Annotated in this window: 18 protein-coding genes and 1 pseudogene; 7 read left to right on the top strand and 12 right to left on the bottom strand. The window is 66.7% G+C overall.

Annotated features, from left to right (window positions below; genetic code table 11):
- The first annotated feature begins 420 nt into the window (after nt 1–420).
- Complete coding sequence (locus ABIB14_RS02225; RefSeq protein WP_354233739.1) at nt 421–546, top strand: hypothetical protein; 126 nt, start codon at nt 421–423, stop codon at nt 544–546.
- Here the strand turns inward: ABIB14_RS02225 and ABIB14_RS02220 are convergent, their stop codons facing one another.
- The 5 genes from ABIB14_RS02220 to ABIB14_RS02200 form a co-directional block, all read right to left on the bottom strand.
- Nucleotides 547–2,370 (bottom strand): gamma-glutamyltransferase family protein, encoded by a 1,824-nt coding sequence (locus ABIB14_RS02220; RefSeq protein WP_354233737.1) that lies wholly within the window; start codon nt 2,368–2,370, stop codon nt 547–549.
- Nucleotides 2,371–2,374: 4 nt separating this feature from the next.
- Complete coding sequence (locus ABIB14_RS02215; protein ID WP_354233736.1) at nt 2,375–2,518, bottom strand: MFS transporter small subunit; 144 nt, start codon at nt 2,516–2,518, stop codon at nt 2,375–2,377.
- A 1-nt stretch (nt 2,519) separates the two neighbouring features.
- Nucleotides 2,520–3,914 (bottom strand): OFA family MFS transporter, encoded by a 1,395-nt coding sequence (locus ABIB14_RS02210; protein WP_354233735.1) that lies wholly within the window; start codon nt 3,912–3,914, stop codon nt 2,520–2,522.
- A 158-nt stretch (nt 3,915–4,072) separates the two neighbouring features.
- A complete protein-coding gene (locus tag ABIB14_RS02205; RefSeq protein ID WP_354233852.1) occupies nt 4,073–6,505 on the bottom strand; it encodes a Tex family protein in 2,433 nt (810 codons plus the stop codon).
- A gap of 63 nt (nt 6,506–6,568) precedes the next feature.
- Nucleotides 6,569–7,216 carry an SOUL family heme-binding protein gene (locus ABIB14_RS02200; RefSeq protein ID WP_354233734.1) on the bottom strand — a complete coding sequence of 216 codons (648 nt, stop codon included), beginning with the start codon at nt 7,214–7,216 and terminating at the stop codon, nt 6,569–6,571.
- Between the two features lie 151 nt (nt 7,217–7,367).
- Between ABIB14_RS02200 and ABIB14_RS02195 the strand changes: the two genes are divergently transcribed.
- Nucleotides 7,368–11,021 carry a TM0106 family RecB-like putative nuclease gene (locus ABIB14_RS02195; protein WP_354233733.1) on the top strand — a complete coding sequence of 1,218 codons (3,654 nt, stop codon included), beginning with the start codon at nt 7,368–7,370 and terminating at the stop codon, nt 11,019–11,021.
- A 195-nt stretch (nt 11,022–11,216) separates the two neighbouring features.
- Here ABIB14_RS02195 and ABIB14_RS02190 read toward each other — a convergent pair whose 3' ends face one another.
- The 3 genes from ABIB14_RS02190 to ABIB14_RS02180 all read right to left on the bottom strand — a co-directional run bounded on the left by ABIB14_RS02190 (nt 11,217) and on the right by ABIB14_RS02180 (nt 13,964).
- Nucleotides 11,217–12,293 carry an alkene reductase gene (locus ABIB14_RS02190; RefSeq protein ID WP_354233732.1) on the bottom strand — a complete coding sequence of 359 codons (1,077 nt, stop codon included), beginning with the start codon at nt 12,291–12,293 and terminating at the stop codon, nt 11,217–11,219.
- A gap of 90 nt (nt 12,294–12,383) precedes the next feature.
- A complete protein-coding gene (locus tag ABIB14_RS02185) occupies nt 12,384–12,899 on the bottom strand; it encodes a PKD domain-containing protein (RefSeq protein ID WP_354233730.1) in 516 nt (171 codons plus the stop codon).
- Between the two features lie 402 nt (nt 12,900–13,301).
- Complete coding sequence (locus ABIB14_RS02180; protein WP_354233728.1) at nt 13,302–13,964, bottom strand: DUF6318 family protein; 663 nt, start codon at nt 13,962–13,964, stop codon at nt 13,302–13,304.
- 223 nt (nt 13,965–14,187) lie between these two features.
- Here ABIB14_RS02180 and ABIB14_RS02175 point away from each other — a divergent pair, with 223 nt between their 5' ends.
- From ABIB14_RS02175 to ABIB14_RS02155, 5 genes and pseudogenes are all read left to right on the top strand, one after another.
- A complete protein-coding gene (locus tag ABIB14_RS02175; protein ID WP_354233726.1) occupies nt 14,188–14,622 on the top strand; it encodes a pyridoxamine 5'-phosphate oxidase family protein in 435 nt (144 codons plus the stop codon).
- Between the two features lie 40 nt (nt 14,623–14,662).
- Nucleotides 14,663–14,965 (top strand): annotated as a pseudogene (locus ABIB14_RS02170) (very short patch repair endonuclease); the annotation flags it as partial.
- A 121-nt stretch (nt 14,966–15,086) separates the two neighbouring features.
- Nucleotides 15,087–16,334, top strand: a complete 1,248-nt coding sequence (locus ABIB14_RS02165) for an IS256 family transposase (protein ID WP_354233724.1) — start codon at nt 15,087–15,089, stop codon at nt 16,332–16,334.
- Nucleotides 16,335–16,338: 4 nt separating this feature from the next.
- On the top strand, nt 16,339–16,527 hold the full coding sequence (locus ABIB14_RS02160) for a PDDEXK family nuclease (protein ID WP_354233722.1): 189 nt from the start codon (nt 16,339–16,341) through the stop codon (nt 16,525–16,527).
- 265 nt (nt 16,528–16,792) lie between these two features.
- Nucleotides 16,793–17,050 carry a hypothetical protein gene (locus ABIB14_RS02155; RefSeq protein WP_354233720.1) on the top strand — a complete coding sequence of 86 codons (258 nt, stop codon included), beginning with the start codon at nt 16,793–16,795 and terminating at the stop codon, nt 17,048–17,050.
- A 17-nt stretch (nt 17,051–17,067) separates the two neighbouring features.
- Here the strand turns inward: ABIB14_RS02155 and ABIB14_RS02150 are convergent, their stop codons facing one another.
- From ABIB14_RS02150 to ABIB14_RS02135, 4 genes are all read right to left on the bottom strand, one after another.
- On the bottom strand, nt 17,068–18,306 hold the full coding sequence (locus ABIB14_RS02150) for a 5-methylcytosine restriction system specificity protein McrC (RefSeq protein ID WP_354233718.1): 1,239 nt from the start codon (nt 18,304–18,306) through the stop codon (nt 17,068–17,070).
- Complete coding sequence (locus ABIB14_RS02145; RefSeq protein WP_354233716.1) at nt 18,293–20,524, bottom strand: McrB family protein; 2,232 nt, start codon at nt 20,522–20,524, stop codon at nt 18,293–18,295. The genes ABIB14_RS02150 and ABIB14_RS02145 overlap by 14 nt, the downstream gene beginning before the upstream one ends.
- Before the next feature lie 104 nt (nt 20,525–20,628).
- Nucleotides 20,629–20,883, bottom strand: coding sequence for a hypothetical protein (locus ABIB14_RS02140; protein WP_354233713.1), 255 nt, complete (start codon nt 20,881–20,883; stop codon nt 20,629–20,631).
- A 150-nt stretch (nt 20,884–21,033) separates the two neighbouring features.
- Nucleotides 21,034–21,465, bottom strand: coding sequence for an acyl-CoA thioesterase (locus ABIB14_RS02135; RefSeq protein ID WP_354233851.1), 432 nt, complete (start codon nt 21,463–21,465; stop codon nt 21,034–21,036).
- Nucleotides 21,466–21,499 lie beyond the last annotated feature (34 nt).

Here is a 21,499-nt window from a genome sequence, read left to right as displayed (position 1 = left end):
AATTTCGCCGCCCTTCCTGACGGAACCTCCGGCCCGCGGAATGTCCTGTTGATCCTCTGCGGATTCGTGACAGTGCTTTGCTGGTGGATCGGGTTAACGGGCTATGGGGTGATCGGCGGCCCAGCGAGCGGAGTAGCCGGGTTGCTCGTCTTTGTAGCCGTCCCTGCGTTGACGACCGTCGGAACATACTTCTTGGCGCGCCGTGGCAGGCGGCCGCTCGCCACAGGACCGCAGTGGAACCTGCGCCGTGAAGCACGTAACTTCCCAAGCCCGCCACGCCACCGAGCTGACTCTGCCTCCTCGGTATCGGCCCCTCTGGAGACCCGCCCGCCCCGCAGCCTTCCTTGGTTCAATCACCCGGGAACTCGCGGCGTCCTCATTGTCAGCGGCTTTGCAACGGCCCTGCTGTGGTGGATCGGCATGACAGCCTACGTAGCCGTCGGAGGAGTTCCGAGCGGCGTGGCGGGGCTGACTTTCTTCCTCGGCATCCCCGCCGTCGCGACCGGCGCAACGTATCTGGCGGCGCGCCGCCGTCGAACCGGCTAGCTACCGCCCCGCCGCGTACCCCTGGGCGCCGCGCGGGTTGGCGGCGGCCTGCAGCACTCCGGTTACCGGGTCCCTGACCACGGCGGACAGCCGGCCCAGAGTCCAGTCACCGGCTCTCGTGACAACATGTCCGCGGCGCTCAAGTCCCGCGATAACATCTTCACCCAGCCGGTCCTCAACCACGGCGCCGCCGGGTTCCCAGGTTCGCGGCCAGAACGACGCAGGCATCGACGTCGTATGGAACGTCGGCGCGTCGATGGCCTGCTGCGGCCAGTAGCCGCCCACGATGGTCCGCAGCAGGTACGGCAACTGCCACTGGTCCTGCTGGTCGCCGCCGGGCGAGCCCAGCGCGGTGACAGCGTGTCCGTCCCGGAGCACCAGCGTCGGCGTCAGGGTGGTGCGGGGCCGTTTCCCCGGGGTCAGGGTAGACGGCGTGCCCGGCTCCAGCCACGTCATCTGCAGACGGGTCCCTAGGCAGAAGCCCAGCTCCGGGATCACTGGTGAGGACTGCAGCCAGCCGCCCGACGGCGTGGCCGAGACCATGTTGCCCCAGCGGTCCACGACGTCGATGTGGCACGTATCGCCCCTGGTCTCCCCGCTCGGCGCCACGGTCGGCTCCCCCACGCCCAATCCGGCCGCCGAACCGCCACGGGCCAGCGCCGGCGGAATGTACTCCGTCCGCAACGGCGGCAGATAGGGCACGCGTCCCGGAACCTGCCCGGGCCGGAAGTCGTGCGACGCCCGGTCCATGATCAGGGCCCGGCGTCCCTCGCAATACTCCTCGGAGAGCAGGTACTCCAGCGGCACGGCAGTATCCCCGTAGTACGCCTCGCGGTCCGCGAGCGCCAGCTTCTGGGCCTCCAGGATTGTGTGTGCGCCGAGCTCGGTGGACGGGTCCAGGAAGCGGTCCTCGAACCCGTCGAGGATGGCCAGGGTCTGCAGCAGCGCCGGCCCCTGCCCCCAGGGCCCGGTCTTGGCGATGGTGTGGCCGCGGAACTCCAAGGTAGCCGCCGGCTCGTACCCGGCTTCGAAGCCGGCCATATCGGCCAGTGCCAGTACACCCCGGTGGTCGGTGCCCGACGAGTGCCGGTGCGGGTTCTGTACCGACGCCACCATGGCCCGGGCGACAAAACCCTCGCGCCATTCCCGGCGGGCCTCATCGATACGCGCCTCACGGGACCCGCCAGGGCTCAAAGCCCGCCCGGCTTCGATGAGCCGTTCCAGGGTCCGGGCATAGTTGGGGTTCCGGATCAGCTCCCCGTCGGCCGGGATCCTTCCGCCGGGCATCCAGAGCTCCGCCGAGCTGGGCCAGTGTCGCCGGAACAGCTCCGCCACCGCAGCGATCGTGGTGCCGACGCGTGCCAGCATCGGGTGCCCATCACGGGCGTAGCCGATCGCGAATTCCAGCACCTCCTCCAGTTCCCAGGTCCCGTGGTTACGCAACAAAAGGAGCCAGGCGTCGACGGCGGCGGGCACCGCGGCGGCCAGTGCCCCCGCCCCCGGAACCAGGTCCAGGCCTTCGGCGCGGTAGTGCTCCACGGTGGCCGCCGCCGGTGCCGGTCCCTGACCCATCAACACCACCGGGGTGCCGGGGGCGGACGCCGTCACGAAGACGCCGGCCATGTCCCCGCCGGGGCCGTTGAGGTGCGGCTCAACGACGTGCAACACGAAGGCGCCGGCCGTGGCGGCGTCGAACGCGTTGCCGCCACGTTCGAGCACTGCCTGGGCCGCCGCCGTCGCCAACCAATGCGTGGAGGCGCTCATCCCGAAGGTGCCCTGCAGGGTGGGGCGCGTGGTGAACGCGTCAGGCGGGGTGAAGGTCACAGGATCAGCCGAACAGGGCCGCCACGCGGGTCAGGGTTTCGTAGACCCCGTAAGCCAGCGGCACTCCGACGAGTGCCCAGGCAACGGCAAGTCTTCCGGTTGACGCTTTGACAGCCGCGTGGGCGTCAGGGGTGTGTGCGGTGCTCATCTCAGGCCTCCATGGCGGATTCGGCTGGCCGGCGGTTTTCCGGGCGGGATTCGTGGAATCGTGCGTCGACCGGTTTGACCAGCAGGTTGGCCACGAAACCAACCACCAGCAACGCGACCATGGTCAGCAAGGCCGGTTGGTAAGAGGCGGCGTTAAGCTGGCCCGGCTTGCCCTGCGCGTCCAGGAAGGCGTTGACGATCAGGGGTCCGGCGACGCCGGCAGCGGACCAGGCGGTCAGCAGTCGGCCGTGGATGGCGCCGACCTGGAAGGTCCCGAACAGGTCCCGCAGGTAGGCCGGAGCCGTCGCAAAACCGCCGCCGTAGAACGAGATGATGAAGAACGCGAGCGCGACGTAGAGGAACGTGGTCGAGGATCCGGCCAGTGCCAGGACCGTATATAGCACCGCTCCGACGCCGAGGTAGACCATGTAGATGCGCTTGCGGCCGGTCACATCGGAGGTCGCGGACCAGGCGAACCGCCCTGCCATGTTGCCGATGGAGAGGAGCCCGACGAAGCCGGCGGCGACGCCGGCGCTGACCAGGGACGCGCCATCGGACTTCCGGAAGAAGTCCTGGATCATCGGGGCGGCCTGTTCCAGGATGCCGATCCCGGCGGTGACGTTGCAGAACAGCGCAATCCACACCAGCCAGAACTGTTTGGTCTTGACCGCGTTCTTTGCTGAGACGTTGTCAGTAGTGACCAGTTTGGAGGCTTTGACCTTTGCGGGGTCGAAGCCTGCCGGCTTCCAGCCGTCGGCAGGGACTCTGATGGTTAAGGCGCCGAAGAGCATATACGCGAGGTAAATGACAGCGAGCGTCAGAAAGAGCTTGCCGACGGAATCGCCGCTGGCCACCCAGCCCTTGGCACCGGAATTCGGGTCATACATCTTCAGCAGCGCGGTGGAAACCGGGCTCGCGATCAGTGCGCCGCCGCCGAAGCCCATGATGGCCATGCCCGTGGCGAGGCCCGGCCGGTCCGGGAACCACTTGATCAGGGTGGACACGGGCGAGATGTAGCCGATGCCCAGGCCGATGCCGCCGATAAAGCCGTAGCCGAGGTAGACGAGCCACAGCTGGTGCGTGAAGATGCCGAGCGAACCGACCAGGAAACCGCTGGCCCAGAACATGGCCGAGGTGAACATCGCCTTGCGCGGGCCGTTCTTATCCACCCAGGTGCCCATAATGGCGGCCGAAAGGCCGAGCATGACAATGGCGATGGAGAAAATCACGCCGATTTCGGTCAAGCTGGCGCCAAAGTGCTTGACCAGTGCCGTCTTGTACACGCTTGTCGCGTAGGCCTGCCCGATGCACAGGTGAACGGCGAGCGCCGCCGGCGGCACAAGCCAGCGGTTGAATCCCGGCGGGGCAACAGTTCGTTCTCGGTCCAGCCAGCCCATGGTTGCTCCCTTTGCTCGTTCAAGACGTAGATGTCCAGCAATCTAGAGGCAAAGGACCCCAAAATTGAGCCGTTGCCTACGGCAATCTTGGTGCAGATCATCAGCAAACGTACTATCAATGCGCTGAGCGGTAGGACCTTCGCGCTGAACGGTGGAGCCTACCTGCCGAGACCCGCCTTTCGAAGCGCCTCGGCCATAGCGGTGTCGCCGGGCGCCGGCTTGGCGGCGGCCTTGAACGCCGGTGTGGCTGCGTTTCGCTTGGCATCGGCTGCCGGCGGTGGATTTCGCCTCCGGCCCGCCGACGCCGGGCCCGCCGACGCCGGTTTCCCGGACGTCTGGTTCCCCGGCGCCGGTTTCCCGGACGCCTGCCTCCCCGTGCGCTCACCGGCGGCTGCCGGCTCGTCGTCGAGCCGCAGCGTCAGCGAGATGCGTTTCCGCTCCGGATCCGCCTCCAGCACCTTGACCCTGACCACCTGCCCGGACTTGACCACCTCGCGGGGATCGGAGACGAACCGGTTGGCAAGCGCGGAGACGTGCACCAGGCCGTCCTGGTGCACCCCGACGTCGACGAACGCGCCGAACGCCGCGACGTTAGTGACCGTCCCCTCAAGCACCATGCCGGGCCTGAGGTCTGAAATCTTCTCGACCCCCTCCAGGAACGACGCCGCCGCAAACGCGGGCCGCGGATCCCGGCCGGGCTTCTCCAGCTCGGCGATGATGTCCTGCACGGTGGGCAGGCCGAAGGAGCCGTCCACGAAGTCCTCCGGGTTCAGCCCGGAGAGGTTGCCGGCCGCCGGACCGGCACCGGGCAGCGCAGCCCCGGCCGCGGCCTTGATCTTCCGCGCCAGCGGGTAGGCCTCGGGGTGCACGCTCGAAGCGTCCAGCGGCTCCGCTCCGCCGGTGATCCGCAGGAAGCCGGCGCACTGTTCAAAAGCCTTCGCGCCCAGCCGCGGCACCTTCTTCAGTTCGCTGCGTTTGTTGAAGGGGCCGTGCTCGTTCCGGTAGGCCACAATGTTCTCGCTCAGTAGCGGCCCGACGCCGGCCACCCGGCTCAGCAGCGCCGGCGACGCGGTGTTGACGTCCACCCCCACGGCGTTCACGCAGTCCTCGACCACGGCGTCGAGGCTGCGGTCCAGCTTCGCCGCCGTGACGTCGTGCTGGTACTGCCCGACGCCGATCGACTTCGGCTCGATCTTGACCAGTTCAGCGAGCGGATCCTGCAGCCGGCGGGCGATCGACACCGCGCCGCGCAGCGAAACATCCATGCCGGGCAGCTCCGCGGCTGCCAGCGCCGACGCGGAGTACACGGACGCCCCGGCCTCGGAGACCACGAGTTTCTGCGGCACGTGGCCTGCTTCCGCGGTGAGCTGCTTGATCAGCTCGGCCGCGAGCTTGTCCGTCTCCCGCGAGGCGGTGCCGTTGCCGATCGCCACGAGTTCGACGTCGTACTTCCGGGCCAGGCCCAGGAGCGTGCGCAACGCCTCGTCCCATTTCCTGGCCGGGGCGTGCGGGTACACCGTGTCCGTCGCCACGACCTTGCCGGTGCCGTCCACCACGGCGACCTTCACCCCGGTGCGCAGGCCCGGGTCCAGGCCCAGGGTGGCGCGGTTCCCGGCGGGCGCCGCGAGCAGCACGTCGCGGAGGTTGGCGGCGAACACCCGGACGGCCTCGTCCTCGGCCGCGGCAAACATCCGGCTGCGCAGGTCCCCACTCAGGCGGCCGAGTACCCGCGAGCGCCAGGCCTGCTGCGCCGTCTGCAGCAGCCAGGCATCGGCGGGGCGGCCACAGTCCGCAACCCCGAGGAACCTGGCCACCGCGGACTCGTAGCGGCCGCGGGCGGCGGACAGGGCGGCGTCGTCGTCCGGTTCCGCCTCGGCGAGATCCAGCTCCAACACCCCGTCCTTCTCACCGCGCAGCAGCGCGAGGACCCGGTGCGAGGGCATCCCGGCGGGCGCCTGGGTGAACGCAAAGTAGTCCTTAAACTTTTGCCCTTCGGTTTCCTTGCCCTTCTTAACCCGGGAGACCATCCGGCCCTGCGTCCAGAGCCGCTCCCGCAGCGTGGCGGCCAGGTCGGCGTCCTGGCCGACGCGCTCGACCACGATGGACCGGGCTCCGGCCAGCGCCGCAGCGGTGTCCCCGATGGCATGGTCGGCGTTCAGGTAGCGGGCCGCTTCGCGTTCCGGGTCCAGCTCCGGCCGCTTCAGCAGCGCGTCCGCGAGCGGCTCCAGGCCGGCCTCCCGGGCGATCTGGGCCTTGGTACGGCGCTTGGACTTAAACGGCAGGTAGATGTCCTCCAGCCGCGACTTCGTATCGGCGCCGACGACGGCGGCCTGCAGTTCGGGGGTCAGCGCACACTGCGCGGCAATCGCTTCCAACACGGTCCGACGGCGGTCCTCCAGCTCGCGCAGGTAGCGCAGCCGCTCCTCGAGCCCGCGGAGCTGGGTGTCGTCCAGGGTGCCGGTGGCTTCCTTGCGGTAGCGGGCGATGAAAGGCACCGTGGACCCGGCGTCGAGCAACTCCACGGCTGCCTTCACCTGCCAGGGCTGCACACCGAGTTCGGCGGCGATCTGGGTCTCGATCGGGGAGGTCATGGCGGGGTGCTGCGGGAGTTGGCTCACCTGCCCATTTTGCCTTACCGCTTCGCTACGTCGCCTCTACCCCGTCCCGGCGCCGGGCGTCCCTGCGGTGGCGGGTGGCTCCTGCACGTCCTGCACCACCTCGTTGTGGCGGAGGAACCACGGTTTGAAAGGCGGGTCGAAGCGGGCAAACCGCGGCGGCCCCACCGTTGTCAGGCCGGCGAGGGTCAGCGCCGCCTGCAGCCCGTCGGTGCGCCGTTCGAAGGCTGTCTCCGTGCCGCTGCCGGAGAAGCGGAGGGCTGCGGCCAGGGAACCGGGGACGGCCCGGATCCTGACGTCGGGGTTGGCGGGAGCCGGTGCCGTCTCGGCGGTCATCCCGGCGGGCAGCACAAAGGCGACCACAAAGTCGGCGGGTCCAGTGGTTCCCGGCAGCGGACCGCTCTGCAGCACCGGGGCGGTCATCGCCAGCTTTTGCGCTTGGCTCATGCTCCCCCGATTTCGGCTCTCCTGGCTGCCGCTGTCCTGGATCACCGGGGCGGTCATCGCCAGCTTTTGCCCGCCAGTGTTGCTGCCGCTGATGTAGTTAAACAGGTGCCGGAAGGCTGCGTTCCCGGCCCGGTCAAAGGTCGCGTTGACGTGTATTTCAGCCACAACGTGCGCGGGATAGCGGCGCAGCTCGAAGTGCGGGTAGCGCCTGACTAGCTCATAGGGTTGCTGTTCAGTCATAGTCTTCTAGACCCTACGCCGGTCCTCCGACTGCGGCCAGACCCTGGCCGGTCCTCGTCGGGGCGGCGTTCGCTGTCGGAGGGCTTTGATAGCTTGGCAGAAGAAATAGCAGCGGGATCATCAGCGGAACCAACCAAGCAGCGGGGGCGCAGTGTTTTTTCTTGAACCGGAGGTACCGGACGCGGCGCCGGACCTGGTCTTCTCCGCGAGCGACCTGGTGGTGGCCGCGGGCTGCGAGTACCAGCTGCTCCGAAAGCTCGATGAGAAGCTGGGCCGCTCCGCCAAGGCGGACTTCGGCACCGATGAGATGCTCCTGCACGCGGCTGCGCTGGGTGACGTCCACGAGCGCAAGGTCCTGGACGGGTTTGTCGCCGAGTTCGGGGCGTGGGATCCGGCCCGCGGCGGCGGCGTGTACGACGTCGTTCCCGCCGCCGCCATGGACCGCGCCACCCTGATGGCCAAGCACCACGAATCCATCGAGGCGCTGCGAGCGGGGGCCGACGTCGTCTTCCAGGCCGCCTTCTTCGATGGCCAGTTCCACGGCCGCTCCGATTTCCTGGTGCGGCGCCCCGACGGCGGCTACGCGGTGTTCGACACCAAACTGGCCCGGCATGCCAAGGTGACCGCGTTGCTGCAGCTTGCCGCGTACGGTGACCAGCTGTTGAAGGCCGGCATCCGGGTGGATCCTGTGGTTACGCTGGTCCTCGGTGCCACGGTTCAGTTGGCCGACGGCGGATTCGACTACGTCCGGAGCCACCACCAGCTCGCCGAAATCCTGCCGGTGTTCCGGGAGCGGCGCGAGCGTTTCCTGGCCCTGACCGCCGCCCACGTCGCCCGGGCCGACACAGTCCGCTGGGGGGCGGAGGATGTCACCGCCTGCGGCCGTTGCGACTACTGCCAGGAACAAGTCAAAGCCACCGACGATCTGCTCCTGGTGGCCCGGATGAACTCGGCGCAACGCAGGCATCTGCACGAACGCGGCATCCGGACGGTCAAGGGCCTTGCCCAGGCGACCCTGGCCCGGCCCACCCCCGCGTTGCTGCGCCTGCAGGAACAGGCGCGGATCCAAAGCGGCGTTAGCCCCACGGACGGAGAAGTCCGATACGTCAAGGACGGCGAAGAACACACCCTGCGCTACGCCGTCGTGCCGCAGAACACGCTGGCAGAACTGCCGCCGCCCAGTCCCGGCGATATCTTCTTCGATTTCGAGGGCGATCCGCTGTGGCAGGAAAGCGCCACCGGGGTGTGGGGGCTTGAGTACCTGTTCGGCGTGATCGAGGCACCGGTTCGGCCGGGCGAAGCGGGGGCATTCCGGCCGTTCTGGGCGCACAGCCGGGCGGCGGAAAAGCAGGCATTCCTGGACTTCCTGGACTATGTGGAGAAGCGCCGGCAGGACCACCCGGACATGCACGTCTACCACTACGCCCCGTACGAGAAAACTGCGCTGCGCAAGCTCTCGGTGTTGCATGTGGCCGGCGAGGACATCGTGGACGAGTGGCTCCGCGAGGGGCTGCTCGTGGACCTCTACCAGACGGTCCGGAACAGCATCCGCATCTCAGAAAACTCCTACAGCATCAAAAAACTCGAGCCGCTCTACATGGGCACCAACCTGCGTTCCGGCGAGGTGAAGGACGCCGGCGCCTCGGTGGTGGCCTACGCGCACTACTGCGAGGCCCGCGACGCCGGCCGGGCCGACGACGCCGCCGCGATTCTCGCGGACATCTCCGATTACAACGAATACGACTGCCTCTCGACACTGGAACTGCGGGACTGGCTGCTCCGGCGGGCCAAGGAACGCGGCATCGAGCCGCGCGGCGGAGGCTCCGGCCCGGCTGACTCCGACGCAACGGATGACGGCGGTTCCGGGGACGGCGGCTTGGGGGACGACGGCGGGTCCCAGACCGGCGGGTCCGAGACCGGCGGGGCGGCGCTCGGGCCGGCCGAGGCGGCGCTGATGGCGTCTGCCGAACCGGGCAGCGGCTTGTCCGCCGACGACCGGAAGGCGGTCGCGATGCTGGCAGCCGCCGTGAGCTACCACCGCCGCGAGCGCAAATCGTTCTGGTGGGCGCACTTCGACCGGTGTGAGCAGGGGCCGGACACGCACGAGCGCGACCGGAACGTGTTCCTGGTCGAGTCCGCGGAAATCCTTGATGATTGGCAACAAGCGGGCAGGAGACTGCCCGAGCGGCGCGTCAGGCTGACCGGTACCGTGAGCCCCGGCTCGGACCTGCGCGAGGGCAGCAAGTGGTTCCGCATGTACGGACTGCCGCTTCCCGCGGGACTCGAGGGCACCGGCAAGGACGGGACGGGCCGGAGCGGCTGGTTCGGTACGGAGGTCTTGGAACTTGGACATGAGGACGGCAGAGACACCGTCATCATTCGGGACCGCCTGCACCGGAACATCCCACCCCACAATGACCTGCCCATCGCCCTGACCGAGGATCAGCCGCTCGCCACCAAGAGCCTCGAGCAGGCGCTGGAGGTCCTCGCCGCCACGGTCGCTGTGGCCCTGATCTCCGGTATCATCCCGCGCCACCCCGCGCTGGACCTGGCCCGGCGGCTGCCTCCGAGGCTCACCGGAAGTGCGCCGCTGCCGCAGCCGGGCAACGGTCCGGACCGTTTTGTTGACGCCATCACCGCCGCGGTCCTGCGCCTCGACCACTCTTATCTGGCCGTGCAAGGTCCTCCCGGAACCGGCAAGACCCATGTAGGCGCGCACGTCATTTCCCGGCTCGTCGCCCGGGGTTGGAAGGTCGGGGTCGTCGGCCAGTCGCACGCCGTCGTGGAGAATCTGCTGAAGACTGCCGTCGCGAAGGCCGGGGTCAGCCCGGCCCTGGTGGCGAAGAACGTGAAGCACGACTATCCCTTGCCCTGGCAGTCGCGCACCGCCAAGGACGTCGCCGAACTGCTGGCTTCCCCGGGCGGCGCCCTGGTCGGCGGCACCGCCTGGACCATGACCGGCGCCACCGTCCCGCCGGGCTCGCTGGATCTGCTGGTGATCGACGAGGCCGGACAGTTCTCGTTGGCCAACACGCTGGCGGTGGCCCAGGCCAGCAGCCGGCTACTGCTGCTCGGCGACCCGCAGCAACTGCCGCAGGTCAGCCAGGGCAGGCACCCGGAGCCGGTCGACGAATCGGCCCTTGGCTGGATTTCCGCCGGGCACCCTACGCTCCCGCCGGAGCTTGGCTATTTTCTGGCCGACTCATGGCGGATGAACTCCGAACTGTGCCGGGCGGTGTCCGAGTTGTCCTACGAGGGCAGGCTGCGGTCCGCACCCTCCGCTGACCTTCGCCGCCTGGAAGGAGTTCCTGCCGGCATCGAAACGATCATGGTGCGCCATGCTGGCAACACGACGTCATCGCCGGAGGAAGCCGCCGAGGTAGTGCGGCAGGTGAGGCGCCACCTCCGCCTGCTCTGGCACACCCCGGAGGAGACGCGGCCCCTGGACGCTGCGGACATCCTGGTGGTGGCCGCCTACAACGCCCAGGTGAACCTCATACGCGATGCGCTGGACCGGGCGGGCATGTACGAGGTGCGGGTCGGAACCGTGGACAAGTTCCAAGGCCAGGAGGCCGCGGTGGTGATCATCTCGATGGCGTGCTCGGCGGTGGCCGAAGCACCGCGGGGCATGGAGTTCCTGCTTTCCCGCAACCGGATCAACGTTGCGGTATCGCGTGGGCAGTGGCGCGCCGTCGTCGTCCGTTCCCCGGAGCTGACGAACTTCATGCCGGCCCACCCGGAAGGCCTGGAACAGCTGGGCGGCTTCATCGGCCTCTGCCAGCGGTCAGTGCCTGCCGCCCCTTAAGGACATGCCCATTTTTTGAGCCCCCCGACGGGCATGTCCATTTTTCGACGACCCCGCAGTGCATGCCCCGCGCCTGCAAGCCATCTCTAGGGACATGCCCATCCTTAAGGACGAACAGTGGGCAGAATGGCATTCTGTCCACTGTTCGAGGCACGCGCTGGGCATGTCCCGCAGCTGTTAGCCTGGCGTGCGACCCTAGTTCGAGCTCTGGTAGACCGGGTAGTCGGTGTAGCCCTCGGCGCCGTCGCTGTAGAAAGTGGCCGGATCCGGCTCGTTCACGGGCAGCCCCTCGCGCCAGCGGCGGACCAGATCCGGGTTGGCGATGGCGGGGCGCCCAACGACCACGGCGTCGGCGAGGTCATCCGAAACGATCGACGTGGCATCTTCCCGGGTCGTGATGACGCCGAAGCCCGTGTTCAGCATGAAGGTCCCATTGAAACGCGAGCGCAAGTCCTGAACCAGTTCGCTGCCGGGATCCTTGTGAAGAACACTGAGGTACGCCAGTTTCAGCGGGGCCAGGGCGTCCACCAGGTAGCCGTAGGTTTCGCGGACGTCGGCGGCGTCCAACTCCAGGGCGCCCTGGACGTTGTGCTCCGGTGAGATCCGGATGCCGACGCGGTCCGCACCGATGGCGTCCACAACGGCTTGGGTGACCTCTACGACGAAGCGGGCACGGTTTTCCGGTGAGCCGCCGTAGTTGTCGTCGCGCTGGTTGGCGGCCGATGTCAGGAATTCGTGCAAAAGGTAGCCGTTGGCGGAGTGCAGCTCGACGCCGTCGAACCCGGCCTCAATCGCGTTGCGGGCTGCCAGAACTAACTCCTCGCGGATGCCGGGCAGCTCTTCTGCTGTCAGGGCGTGCGGCACCGGGTAGGCCTTCTTGCCGTCATAAGTGCGGGTCTCTCCGTCGATGGCGATGGCACTCGGGGCGACTACCTCGTGGCCGCCATTGGTGGCCTCATGCGTGACGCGACCCGCATGCATGACCTGGGCGAAGATCCTGCCACCTTCGGCGTGCACCGCGGCGGTGACGGCGGCCCAGGCCTTGAGCTGTTCTTCAGTGACCAGACCTGGCTGGCCCGGAAAGCCACGGCCGGCCGGGCTGGGGTAGATCCCTTCGCTTACAATCAGGCCGAGCGAGGCGCGCTGCCGGTAGTACTCGACCACCAGCGGGCCGGGGATGCCTTCCTTGCCGGAGCGTATGCGGGTCAGCGGCGCCATCACAAGGCGGTTGGGCAGTTCCAGTTGGCCGAGATTCATGGGGGAGAACAGCATGCGCAGTTCCTTTCGCAGTGGATTGGGTTCACTGGCGGAAACTCCTCCTTGGGCGCGCCTATTCCGTTCGAGACTCGGCTCACACGAGGTTCAGCGGGAGGCCGGCGCTCCCGGGCAGCCGGAGCCCTGCGGATTCTGCAGGCAATCGTCCGCGTAGTTCCGCGTGATGGACCGCCAAACGCTCACGGTCTGTGCCGGGGAACTGAACTGCCCTTGGCCCGGGATGGGAAGCGGCGGTCCGCCGTTGACGGAATACGTGCCTTGGAAATGGGTGGTCAGGGCCACCGAGAAGTCGCCGGTTTGGCTGTAGGCATGACTGGTGGCTGTCTTTTCGCCCCAACGGTCCTGCGGCAGCGGTCCGCCGGCGATTGTGGTTGGACCAAGGGCGGAGCCATCACCGTAGTTCCAGGTGTACTGAACAGGTTTGGCTACGATCGCAACCCTTTGGCCCAGCATGTCGACGTCGAACGACTGCTCCACGGCCTGTGCATAGAAATTCGTCTCTGCCCCCCTTAGCGTATGCGGGCTTGGCTGGGTGACAGAAGTTCCGGCCAGGACTGGAAGTTGCTCAAACTTGGTTTGGATTTGGGCGGCGATCTTGCCCATGACGTCATCGGGTTGTTCTACGTAGACACATCGGTCGGGTCGAATCGCGGACCAAATTGGCGGTGAAAAGACTTTCAAGGAAGCGAACCATCTGACCGGCCGTCCGTTGCTGGCCTGATCGCATCGGACGGCGCCTCCCAGGCATGCAATGTCAAAGTCATTCATGGCATCGTCGAGGCAAAGATACTCAAACTTGTAGGCGTTCGGGTCTTCTGACACCGCTCCGGGGGCGTCAACCCACACATCGGCACCTGCGTCGTAGCGCCAGACTCCGAGACCGGACTTACTCCAGGAAACGTCTGAATCGCTGGCCGACGCTACGCCGGCACCGGTCATGAGCGTGATCATGGCAACGAGCACACTGCTGAGGATTCGGAATAGGACTGGAATGGATCGCATCCCCTAGCTACCAAGCCTGTCCACATTTTGAACCGTCCAGCTCCCCTTTTCGTAGTTGGCCACCATAAGGTCACCCAGAATCTCTGATTCCTCCACCGTCTGGCCATCGGAACCGTCTGCATTCTTCAACGAGCCTGATCGTTGTTGTGACTGAACGGCCACCTGAAAATTGCCAGCCGCGGTTCGCACGAAGGTCGACTGGACGGCGAGCACTGTGACGGTGCCTCCGACTATCCACTTTCCCTCCGCATTCCACGTCTTGATGCCGGGAAATACCTTTCCGCATAGGGCACAAGTTCCGCTGGAGATGGAGCTGATACGGGAAAGGTCGCCCGTTTCATAGGCGTAGTTCAAAAGTTGATACCAGTACCGTGCGAAGGCCTCCAGCCCCTCCTTCGTCTGCGCCTTCGCTGCCTCGGGAAGCACAGGCACCGGGACGTTTTGTGCCCTCCCGGTGGCGTCGGCCGGCTTGTAACTGGCGGTCGGGGTCGGCGTCGGCGTCGGAGTCGGGGTTGCGGAAGCTGACGTGGCAGGCGACCCGGCAGGCGGCTCTGCACTCGGGGACGCCTGGCCACCGGTGCAGGCCGTTGCCGTCAGAAGTAGGCCGGTGAGCAGAGCGGCAGCGGCGCCGCGCCAGCGGTCGGCGATTGGAGTGCGGAATGTCATGTTCAGCTAATCCCCCGATAGAAAATCAAGACGCCGGAATCCAAACAATGCCTAAGGGTAACTGAGATCACATTCGGTCGGTAGAAGTTATCCACAGCAAGTCCGCCCGGCAGCCACCAGCGCGAGGGCTCCGCCAACCCGTTATGGCCCCGCGAAAGCCGCCCGAAAAACGACCACCCTATGGCCTCTAGCCTTTTTCTACGGCGGATAGAACAATGAGCCCATGATGTTTGAACACGCAGAAGGCAGCCCAATCCTTGACCTGACCGACGACCAAACCTGGAAACTGATCGAAGGAACGAAACACGGCCGGCTCGTCGTCACCGTGGCCGGCGAACCGGACATTTTTCCGGTGAATTACGCGATCAGTAACCGGAAGCTCTACCTCCGCACGGCGCCCGGTAACAAGCTGGCCGAGCTGACCATCAATTCGAAGGTGTTGTTCGAAACCGACGGCATCCTCTCCGATGAGGCCTGGTCGGTTGTGCTCCGCGGCACGGCACGTACCTTGGAGCAGTCGGCGGACATCGCCGCAGCCGAGGCACTGGGGCTCAAACCGTGGGTGCCGACGCTGAAGGACTTCTACGTCGAAATCGAGCCGACGTCGGTCACAGGCCGCCACTTCCAGTTCGGCGAACACCCCGAGCGGGAGATTTAAAAAATATCCTCATCAGATGACCGCTGCCTAAACTTAAACCATGGCGGACAGTCTGACCCCGGAGCGGCGCAGCTGGAACATGTCCCGCATCCGGGGCAAAAACACCCAGCCCGAACTGCTAATCCGCCGGCTGCTGCACGCCAAGGGCTACCGGTACCGGCTGCACGGCACCACGCGCGGCAGTAAGCTGCCCGGAAATCCAGATTTGGTGTTCGCCGGGCGCCACAAAGTCATCTTCGTGAACGGCTGCTTCTGGCACTTCCACGACTGTCGGGCAGGCCAGCATGCGCCCAAATCCAACGCCGAGTTCTGGCAGGCCAAGCGGACCCGCACCCGGAACCGGGTTACGTCCCGTGGAGTGGTGTAGATCTCCGCAGTTGCGCGTTGCTCCGGCGACGTAGTGAGCCATCGTGCGATGGTCAGTGAGTACCGATCAAAGAACTCACAAAGGACACAAACACACGATGGCTCTAGACCAGTCTGCCCTGCTTGACCTCCTTGGCCAACTGAAACTCACCGATGTCTCCGACCGGATCCGCACCGCGACCGAAACCCTTTACCAGCAGCTCATCGACGCGGAGGCGACGGCGTTCATCGGCGCCGCCCCGTTCGAACGCTCCGAGGCACGCACCACCCAACGCAACGGGTCGCGGTCCAGGACGTTGACGACCACCGCCGGGGACCTGAACCTGAAGATCCCTAAGCTGCGGGCCGGGTCGTTTTTCCCGGCCTTGCTGGAGCGGCGCCGGCGCGTCGACCAGGCCCTCTACGCGGTCGTGATGGAGGCCTACCTGCACGGGGTCTCCACCCGCAAGGTCGATGATCTGGTCAAAGCGCTCGGGGCCGACACCGGGATTTCCAAGTCCGAAGTGTCCCGGATCTGCGAGGACCTGGACCACGAAGTCGGCGCGTTCCGGGACCGCGACCTCTCCGTCATGGACTACCCATACGTGTTCCTCGACGCCACCTACTGCAAGGCCCGCGTCGGGCACCGCGTCGTGTCCCAAGCGGTTGTGGTCGCCTTCGGCGTGGCCGCGGACGGGCGGCGGGAAGTCCTGGGCTTCGACGTCGGCGACAGCGAGAACGAGGGATTCTGGACCGCGTTCCTGCGGTCCTTGAAGGCCCGCGGGCTGGACGGCGTGAAGCTGGTGATCTCCGACGCCCACAGCGGCCTGAAGAAAGCCATCGGCACGGTGTTCCAGGGCGCGGCGTGGCAGCGCTGCCGCGTTCATTTCATGCGCAACGTGCTCTCGACCGTGCCGAAGGGATCCCAGGACATGGTTGCCTCGATCATCCGTACCGCTTTCGCCCAGCCCGACGCCGGGCACGTGAACACCCAATTCGACGAAGTCACCCGGATGCTCCTCAAATCCCATCCGAAGGTCGCCGCGATGCTCGGCGACGCCCGGGACGACGTCCTCGCGTTCACCGGATTCCCGGCCAGACACTGGCGCCAGATCTGGTCCACAAATCCCATGGAGCGGGTCAACAAAGAAATCAAAAGACGCACCGACGTCGTCGGGGTCTTCCCCAACCCCGCTGCCCTTCTCCGGCTCGCCGGCGCGGTCCTCGTCGAGCAACACGACGAATGGGAAGCCGGCGACCGCCGCTACCTCTCCGAGGCCTCCATGGCCGAACTCAAGGCCATGAACACCGCCGCCGTCGAACCGGCAGAGGAGGCGATTTTGCTCCCAGAACTCACGGCAGCATAATCAAATGACTGACCCGCATGGTGTCGAGGCAAACTCCACCACTCAGCGGGACGTAACCCGGAACCGCGACGCCGAACAGCTCCACCTGCTCGAAAGGTCCGGTTGGGAAGTGCTCACCGTCTGGGAATGCGAACTCAAGGACCTGTCCGCCATGGAACACCGGCTCGACGCGTTCCTCACCGGCCCGGCCTGACTGCCCGAACCGCAGGGGCCCTCCCCGGGCTCCGCCACCGGCCACTCCCCGGGCCGCGACGCGAAATAATTTCGCGCCCGAGATCAAGAATGAGCGCACGGTCACCGGTAATCTCAGCAGCACCGAGCCCCGGTCGGAATAGCCCTGCAGGTCTGCCCGCTTCAGGCGAGACAGACAGGCCTGCCTAAGCTAAGATCAAAGCTCGGGGACTAGGACTCTATTGGCCAGTACGCTGGGGTACTCATTACTCCGCAGGAGAAGCACCATGCCGCACTTGATGTTGTCCGCCGAGAACCACACCCGGCACGCCTTTCGAAGCCCCGAACCCGCCGAGGATTTGGAGCCGCTGCGCCGGCAGGTTTCCGCCATAATCGACGCCATCCTCCTAGACACGAAACCGGACGAGGCCGCCGTCCGGGAACAGCTCCGCTGGCACGTCGCCAATCATCCCGGACAGCCTGAGAAAGCGCTCCTGAACCACCTGCTGTCCGTCTCCTCGACACCGCAGGACGATTTCGCCTAGTCGACGGCAGGAAAACGTCAGCGGCTGATCGTCGCCTGGCGCACCACCTCGCCCCACGACTGCTGCGCCAGATCCGCCACGGACGCCAGGATCTCCGACGGCGGCAGGGACAGATCCAGCGGGAATTCCACCACGTCGATGTCCGTGTTGAGAATCCGCCGCAGCTTGATCTCGCCCGCGCCCGCGTACACCAGCCACGCCGTGGGCACCCGTAGCGAGGTGCAGTACGCCAGCATGCGGTAATGGTCGGCGGAGAGGGAGGCGCCGACGTCGGATGCTGCTATGTATTTGGCGTCGTACACCATTACCGGCCGGCCGCCCAGCAGATGCACAGCGCCCGGTTGCACCATGATCCGGTCCGAGTCGCGCACCGCCTCGTTCAGCATCGAGTTATACCGCAGCCGCATCTCTCCCGGGTAGGCAGCCATGGCTCCCCGTAACGCGGTCCCGACGAAGTCCTCGAATACCTTGGACATGTCCACCACAAACGACGCCGAATGCTGCTTGCCGTCCCCGGCCTCGGCAGAGGCGTTGCGCAGGATGACCTCCGCGAGCCGCAAGGCCGCGTGGTAGCGGTTGTTCATCCGGGTGGCCCGCCACGGCGGCAGGGGCGCGCCGGACTGCAGCCGCGTCACGGCGTCGAGCTTTCCCTTCAACCGGCGCAAGCGGCTAAGCACGTCCGCCCGCACTCCCGGCACCTGCGACATCCGTTCGAGGGCAGCGCGCAGGATGCGGTTTTCCGGGATGTCCTCGGTGAATTCGTCGTAGGAAACCTCGAGCGGCACCAGCATGCCCGGACGGCGCGAGATCTGGTCCGAGATCCGGATCCTGCCTTTGACGGTACGCAGCGACTCGTCGACGTTCAGGTAGCCCTGCAGAACTCCGCGGCCGAGGGCACGGTCCACGAGCTGCGCCAGCGACTCGGCCAGGGCGCTCCAGAGGTCGGTGTCCTCGACGGCGGCGACGTCGTCGTCCCGGAAACCCTGGTTCTCCGTGTAGCCGAGCAGGAACAACAGCCGGCTCAGGCCCAGCCGTTCCTTGGGCCGCACCTCCAGCTGAATCGAGGGCGTGCGCACCGAACCGACCTTGCCGACCGGTTCGATCCGGAACAAACCCAATCCCAGCGGCGCGGCCTTGGCCAGCCCGCTGCCGTTGATGTAGGCGGCGCTGGCTGGGTCGATCCGTTCCACCACTCCCCCGGACAGCTCGTCCAGGACGATGTGGCGGAAGGATCCGGCGAGGCTAGACGCGCGCAAGCCGGGCCAGTAGTTGCTCCAGGCCGAACCGTTCCTCCAGCTGCGCCCGGTTCAGCTGGCCGTGGTAATGCTCCTCGAGCAGCGGCATCAGCTCGTACTTCCAGATCCGGCGCAGCCCGGTGGGGGTCTGGGCCGCCTTCTTCATGAAGTAGGACGGCCCGATCATGAGGTCCCGGTCCCACTCGTCGATCGCGTTGTTCAGCTCGTCGAGGAGGAGCGCCGGCGTCGTGTCCAGGCCACGGGCCTGCAGGAAGCGCAGCAGCGTGCCCTTCACCGGCTCCGTCTTGGGGTGCAGCTCGATGAAGGAGAACCGGCGGCGGATGGCGGCATCCATCATCGCGATGGAGCGGTCCGCGGTGTTCATGGTGCCGATGATGTACAGGTTGTCCGGCAGCGAAAACGGCTCGGTGGGGCTGTACTGCAGGTAAATCCGGTCGTCGCGGTATTCCAGCAGGAAGTACAGCTCGCCGAAGACCTTCGCCAGGTTGGCCCGGTTCATCTCATCGATGATCAGGAAGTACGGTTTACTCTCGTTGCCGGGCTTCGCGGCCTCCTCGGCCAGCCGGCGCAGCGGGCCGGCGACCAGTTTGAAGGACACCTGGCCCTCGTCCGTTTTGTCCGGCCGGTAGCCCTCGAAGAAGTCCTCGTAGGCGTAGGAGGGGTGGAACTGGACGAGTTTGACGCGCTCGTCGCTGGGGTCACCGGCCAGTTCGGCGGCCAGATGCTTGGCCAGGTAGGTCTTCCCGGTGCCGGGCGGGCCGTAGAGAACCAGTTGCCGGTTGTCCTCCAGCAGTTCGGCGATTTCCTGCAGCGGTTCCAGGTCCATGTGCAGGGACGCGGCGAACTCCTCCGTCAGCGGGCTGAAGCCCTCCGGGACGGGGGCGACGACGGCGGCCGGCTCGGCGCCGTCGCCCTCCTCGGCCTCCGCTTCGGCAGGGAGCAGCGCGTCGAGCGCCTGGATCACCCTGGTGACGTCCACGATGAGGCCGGAGCTGGCGAGCTGCCGTTGCACGTGGCGGGGCAGGTCCGCCATGGTGTGGGCCTCGTCAAACCAGCGGACCTTGCGGCGCAGCCTGCGGTTGTCCTGTTGCTGTTCGGGTTCGCCCAGTACTACGCCCACCCGGACGGTGCCGGAGCTTTGGTACAGCGTCAGGTCGCCCGGTTTCATGACGGTCAGGAAAGCGAAGACGGCCGACTTGGTGTCCTCACGCTCCACATAGCTGAGGTGCTTGTAGTCCTCGTCCACGGCGTGCTGGACCAGTCCGGCTGTCACGCCGGGCTCGAGCAGGCGGAGGTGTTCGACGTCGATCGTCACCGCTTCCTCGGCCTGCCAGGCGGCGAGCACCTCGGCATTGTCCTGGTGGCTGCGCAGCAGCCAGGCGCGGCGGCCGGGATCGCCCACCTTCCGCCACTGGCTGACCAGTTGACGGGAGTACCAGTCGATCCGCTGCCCGGCCTGCTCGTCTAGGTGCAGCCGGATACGGTGGATATCCGCGGACACTTCCTCGTCCGAGTCCCCCTTGGCGCCTCCGACCAGGGAAGCGAAGGCATCCCGGATCTCCTGGCGTTCGACGTCGGCCACGACAGGTTCGAAGTAGCTCGGCCAGACCAGGAACTCGATGCTGCGCCGGATCGCGGGCTGGTCTTCGGGGGTGCCGGCGATGAGCGCATGGAAGGCCAGCGGGTCCTTCACCGCGGCCTGCACGACGCCGGCGGGACGCTGGGCGACATGCTGGACAAAACGGCAGAGCCACTTCAGGTGGTCCCATATGGTCCAGTTGAATTCCGCGGTACGGTCCCGGATGACGCCGTGATCCGTCATGCCGGCGTACAGTTCCCCGGGAAGCTCCAGCGGCGGCTCCAGCCAGGATGCTGCCTCAGCCACGCGAGCCCGCTTAACCTTGAGCGATTTCACCTCATGCGCCAGCGGCAGCGACTGCAGGAACAACAGTTCCACGGCCAGCTGCTTCGCCCCGCGGGTGGCGCCTTCCAGGTTTTCGCGGAGGTTGGTCATCATCGGCGCCTTGGGGTCCGGGACGCCGCGTTCAAGGCGCTCCAGCAACTCCGCTGCCGCCTGAACGGACCAGGTCCGGGTCCGACCGTCCAGCGGCGACGCCTTACCCAGCAACCCCGGACCCAGCACGAACCACGCCGCGTCTTCGATCTCTTTGGAGATGCCGAGGGCACGGTGCATGGCAGGCTTCTTGGCTGGGGTCATACCCTCAATTTACAGGCTAAAGCTGGACGCCCGCATTGCGTGCGTCCCGGGGCTACCGGACGGTAGCTGTCCGCCGCGCTTCCGGCGGGCCTCCACCGGCCGGCTTATTTGATGGCCGCGGGGCGCTTGACGCCGAAGGTGAAATAGCTGCCCGGACCGACGAAGTTGATCAGCGTGGCGGCCCGCCACAACGCCTTGCTGCCGCGGATCTCCTCCGCCGGGCGGCGTGAAATATCGCGCTGGGCAGCGACCAGCAGTGACACCTGGACCAGGGCCGCCGTGATGGTGCCGAACTTCGCGAGCGGAGAGAGTTCCTTCCAGGTCTTCTTCCGGGCCTTCAGCTTGCTTCGCTTGGCCATAATTCGTGCTCCTAGATTCCGTCGTTCAGGCGTCCCACTTCAGGCCTCGCCGTTCAGCATCGCCATTTAGGCGTCCCACTTCAGGCGTCCCGCGGCGTGCATCCCCCGGCCAGATCAGTCTAGGACCGAACCGGCCCGCTCAGGTAGCGACTAGTGGGTCTGGCGGGCGGCCGTGAAGGGCGCCAGCTTGGCCTTCTGCTCCGGGGTCAGCCGCATCACCTGCCCAGTGGCCTCGTCCACGAACACCAAGTGGCTGCTCGCTTTCACGCAGTCCTCGCCGGTGACGGGATCCTGGACGAGGTAGTGGATATCGAAGCTGGCGCCCTTGACCGCGCCGATCCACAGCTGCACCACGGCGGGAACGTTGCGGTATTCCAGCGTCCGGACGTAGCGGATCTTGTGCTCCACGACGAGCGCCAGGGTGCCGGCCGGGACCTCGTTGAACAGCGCCACCTCGGGCTCGATTCCGGGCAGGCCGGCTCCGCGCGGCGGCCCGAAAGCGGCAATGCGGGCCTCCTCAAGGATCCGGACGAGCTGCACGTTATTGATGTGGCCGTACGCATCCATGTCACCCCAGCGCATCGGCACCCGCAGCTCCAAGCGCCGGGGAGCTGCG

Source organism: Arthrobacter sp. UYEF3 (assembly GCF_040546245.1).
Lineage (GTDB): Bacteria > Actinomycetota > Actinomycetes > Actinomycetales > Micrococcaceae > Arthrobacter.
Note: the sequence above shows the minus strand (reverse complement) of the source record. Positions and strands in the feature narration are given on the sequence as shown.

Excerpts from the sequence above, each read along its gene's own strand:
- ABIB14_RS02160 (WP_354233722.1), top strand. The coding sequence starts at position 16,339 with ATGACTGACCCGCATGGTGTCGAGGCAAACTCCACCACTCAGCGGGAC.
- ABIB14_RS02190 (WP_354233732.1), bottom strand. The coding sequence starts at position 12,293 with ATGCTGTTCTCCCCCATGAATCTCGGCCAACTGGAACTGCCCAACCGC.
- ABIB14_RS02175 (WP_354233726.1), top strand. The coding sequence starts at position 14,188 with ATGATGTTTGAACACGCAGAAGGCAGCCCAATCCTTGACCTGACCGAC.
- ABIB14_RS02205 (WP_354233852.1), bottom strand. The coding sequence starts at position 6,505 with ATGACCTCCCCGATCGAGACCCAGATCGCCGCCGAACTCGGTGTGCAG.
- ABIB14_RS02140 (WP_354233713.1), bottom strand. The coding sequence starts at position 20,883 with ATGGCCAAGCGAAGCAAGCTGAAGGCCCGGAAGAAGACCTGGAAGGAA.
- ABIB14_RS02165 (WP_354233724.1), top strand. The coding sequence starts at position 15,087 with ATGGCTCTAGACCAGTCTGCCCTGCTTGACCTCCTTGGCCAACTGAAA.
- ABIB14_RS02185 (WP_354233730.1), bottom strand. The coding sequence starts at position 12,899 with ATGGGCAAGATCGCCGCCCAAATCCAAACCAAGTTTGAGCAACTTCCA.
- ABIB14_RS02145 (WP_354233716.1), bottom strand. The coding sequence starts at position 20,524 with ATGACCCCAGCCAAGAAGCCTGCCATGCACCGTGCCCTCGGCATCTCC.
- ABIB14_RS02225 (WP_354233739.1), top strand. The coding sequence starts at position 421 with ATGACAGCCTACGTAGCCGTCGGAGGAGTTCCGAGCGGCGTGGCGGGG.
- ABIB14_RS02180 (WP_354233728.1), bottom strand. The coding sequence starts at position 13,964 with ATGACATTCCGCACTCCAATCGCCGACCGCTGGCGCGGCGCCGCTGCC.
- ABIB14_RS02215 (WP_354233736.1), bottom strand. The coding sequence starts at position 2,518 with ATGAGCACCGCACACACCCCTGACGCCCACGCGGCTGTCAAAGCGTCA.
- ABIB14_RS02200 (WP_354233734.1), bottom strand. The coding sequence starts at position 7,216 with ATGACTGAACAGCAACCCTATGAGCTAGTCAGGCGCTACCCGCACTTC.
- ABIB14_RS02210 (WP_354233735.1), bottom strand. The coding sequence starts at position 3,914 with ATGGGCTGGCTGGACCGAGAACGAACTGTTGCCCCGCCGGGATTCAAC.
- ABIB14_RS02155 (WP_354233720.1), top strand. The coding sequence starts at position 16,793 with ATGCCGCACTTGATGTTGTCCGCCGAGAACCACACCCGGCACGCCTTT.
- ABIB14_RS02135 (WP_354233851.1), bottom strand. The coding sequence starts at position 21,465 with ATGCGCTGGGGTGACATGGATGCGTACGGCCACATCAATAACGTGCAG.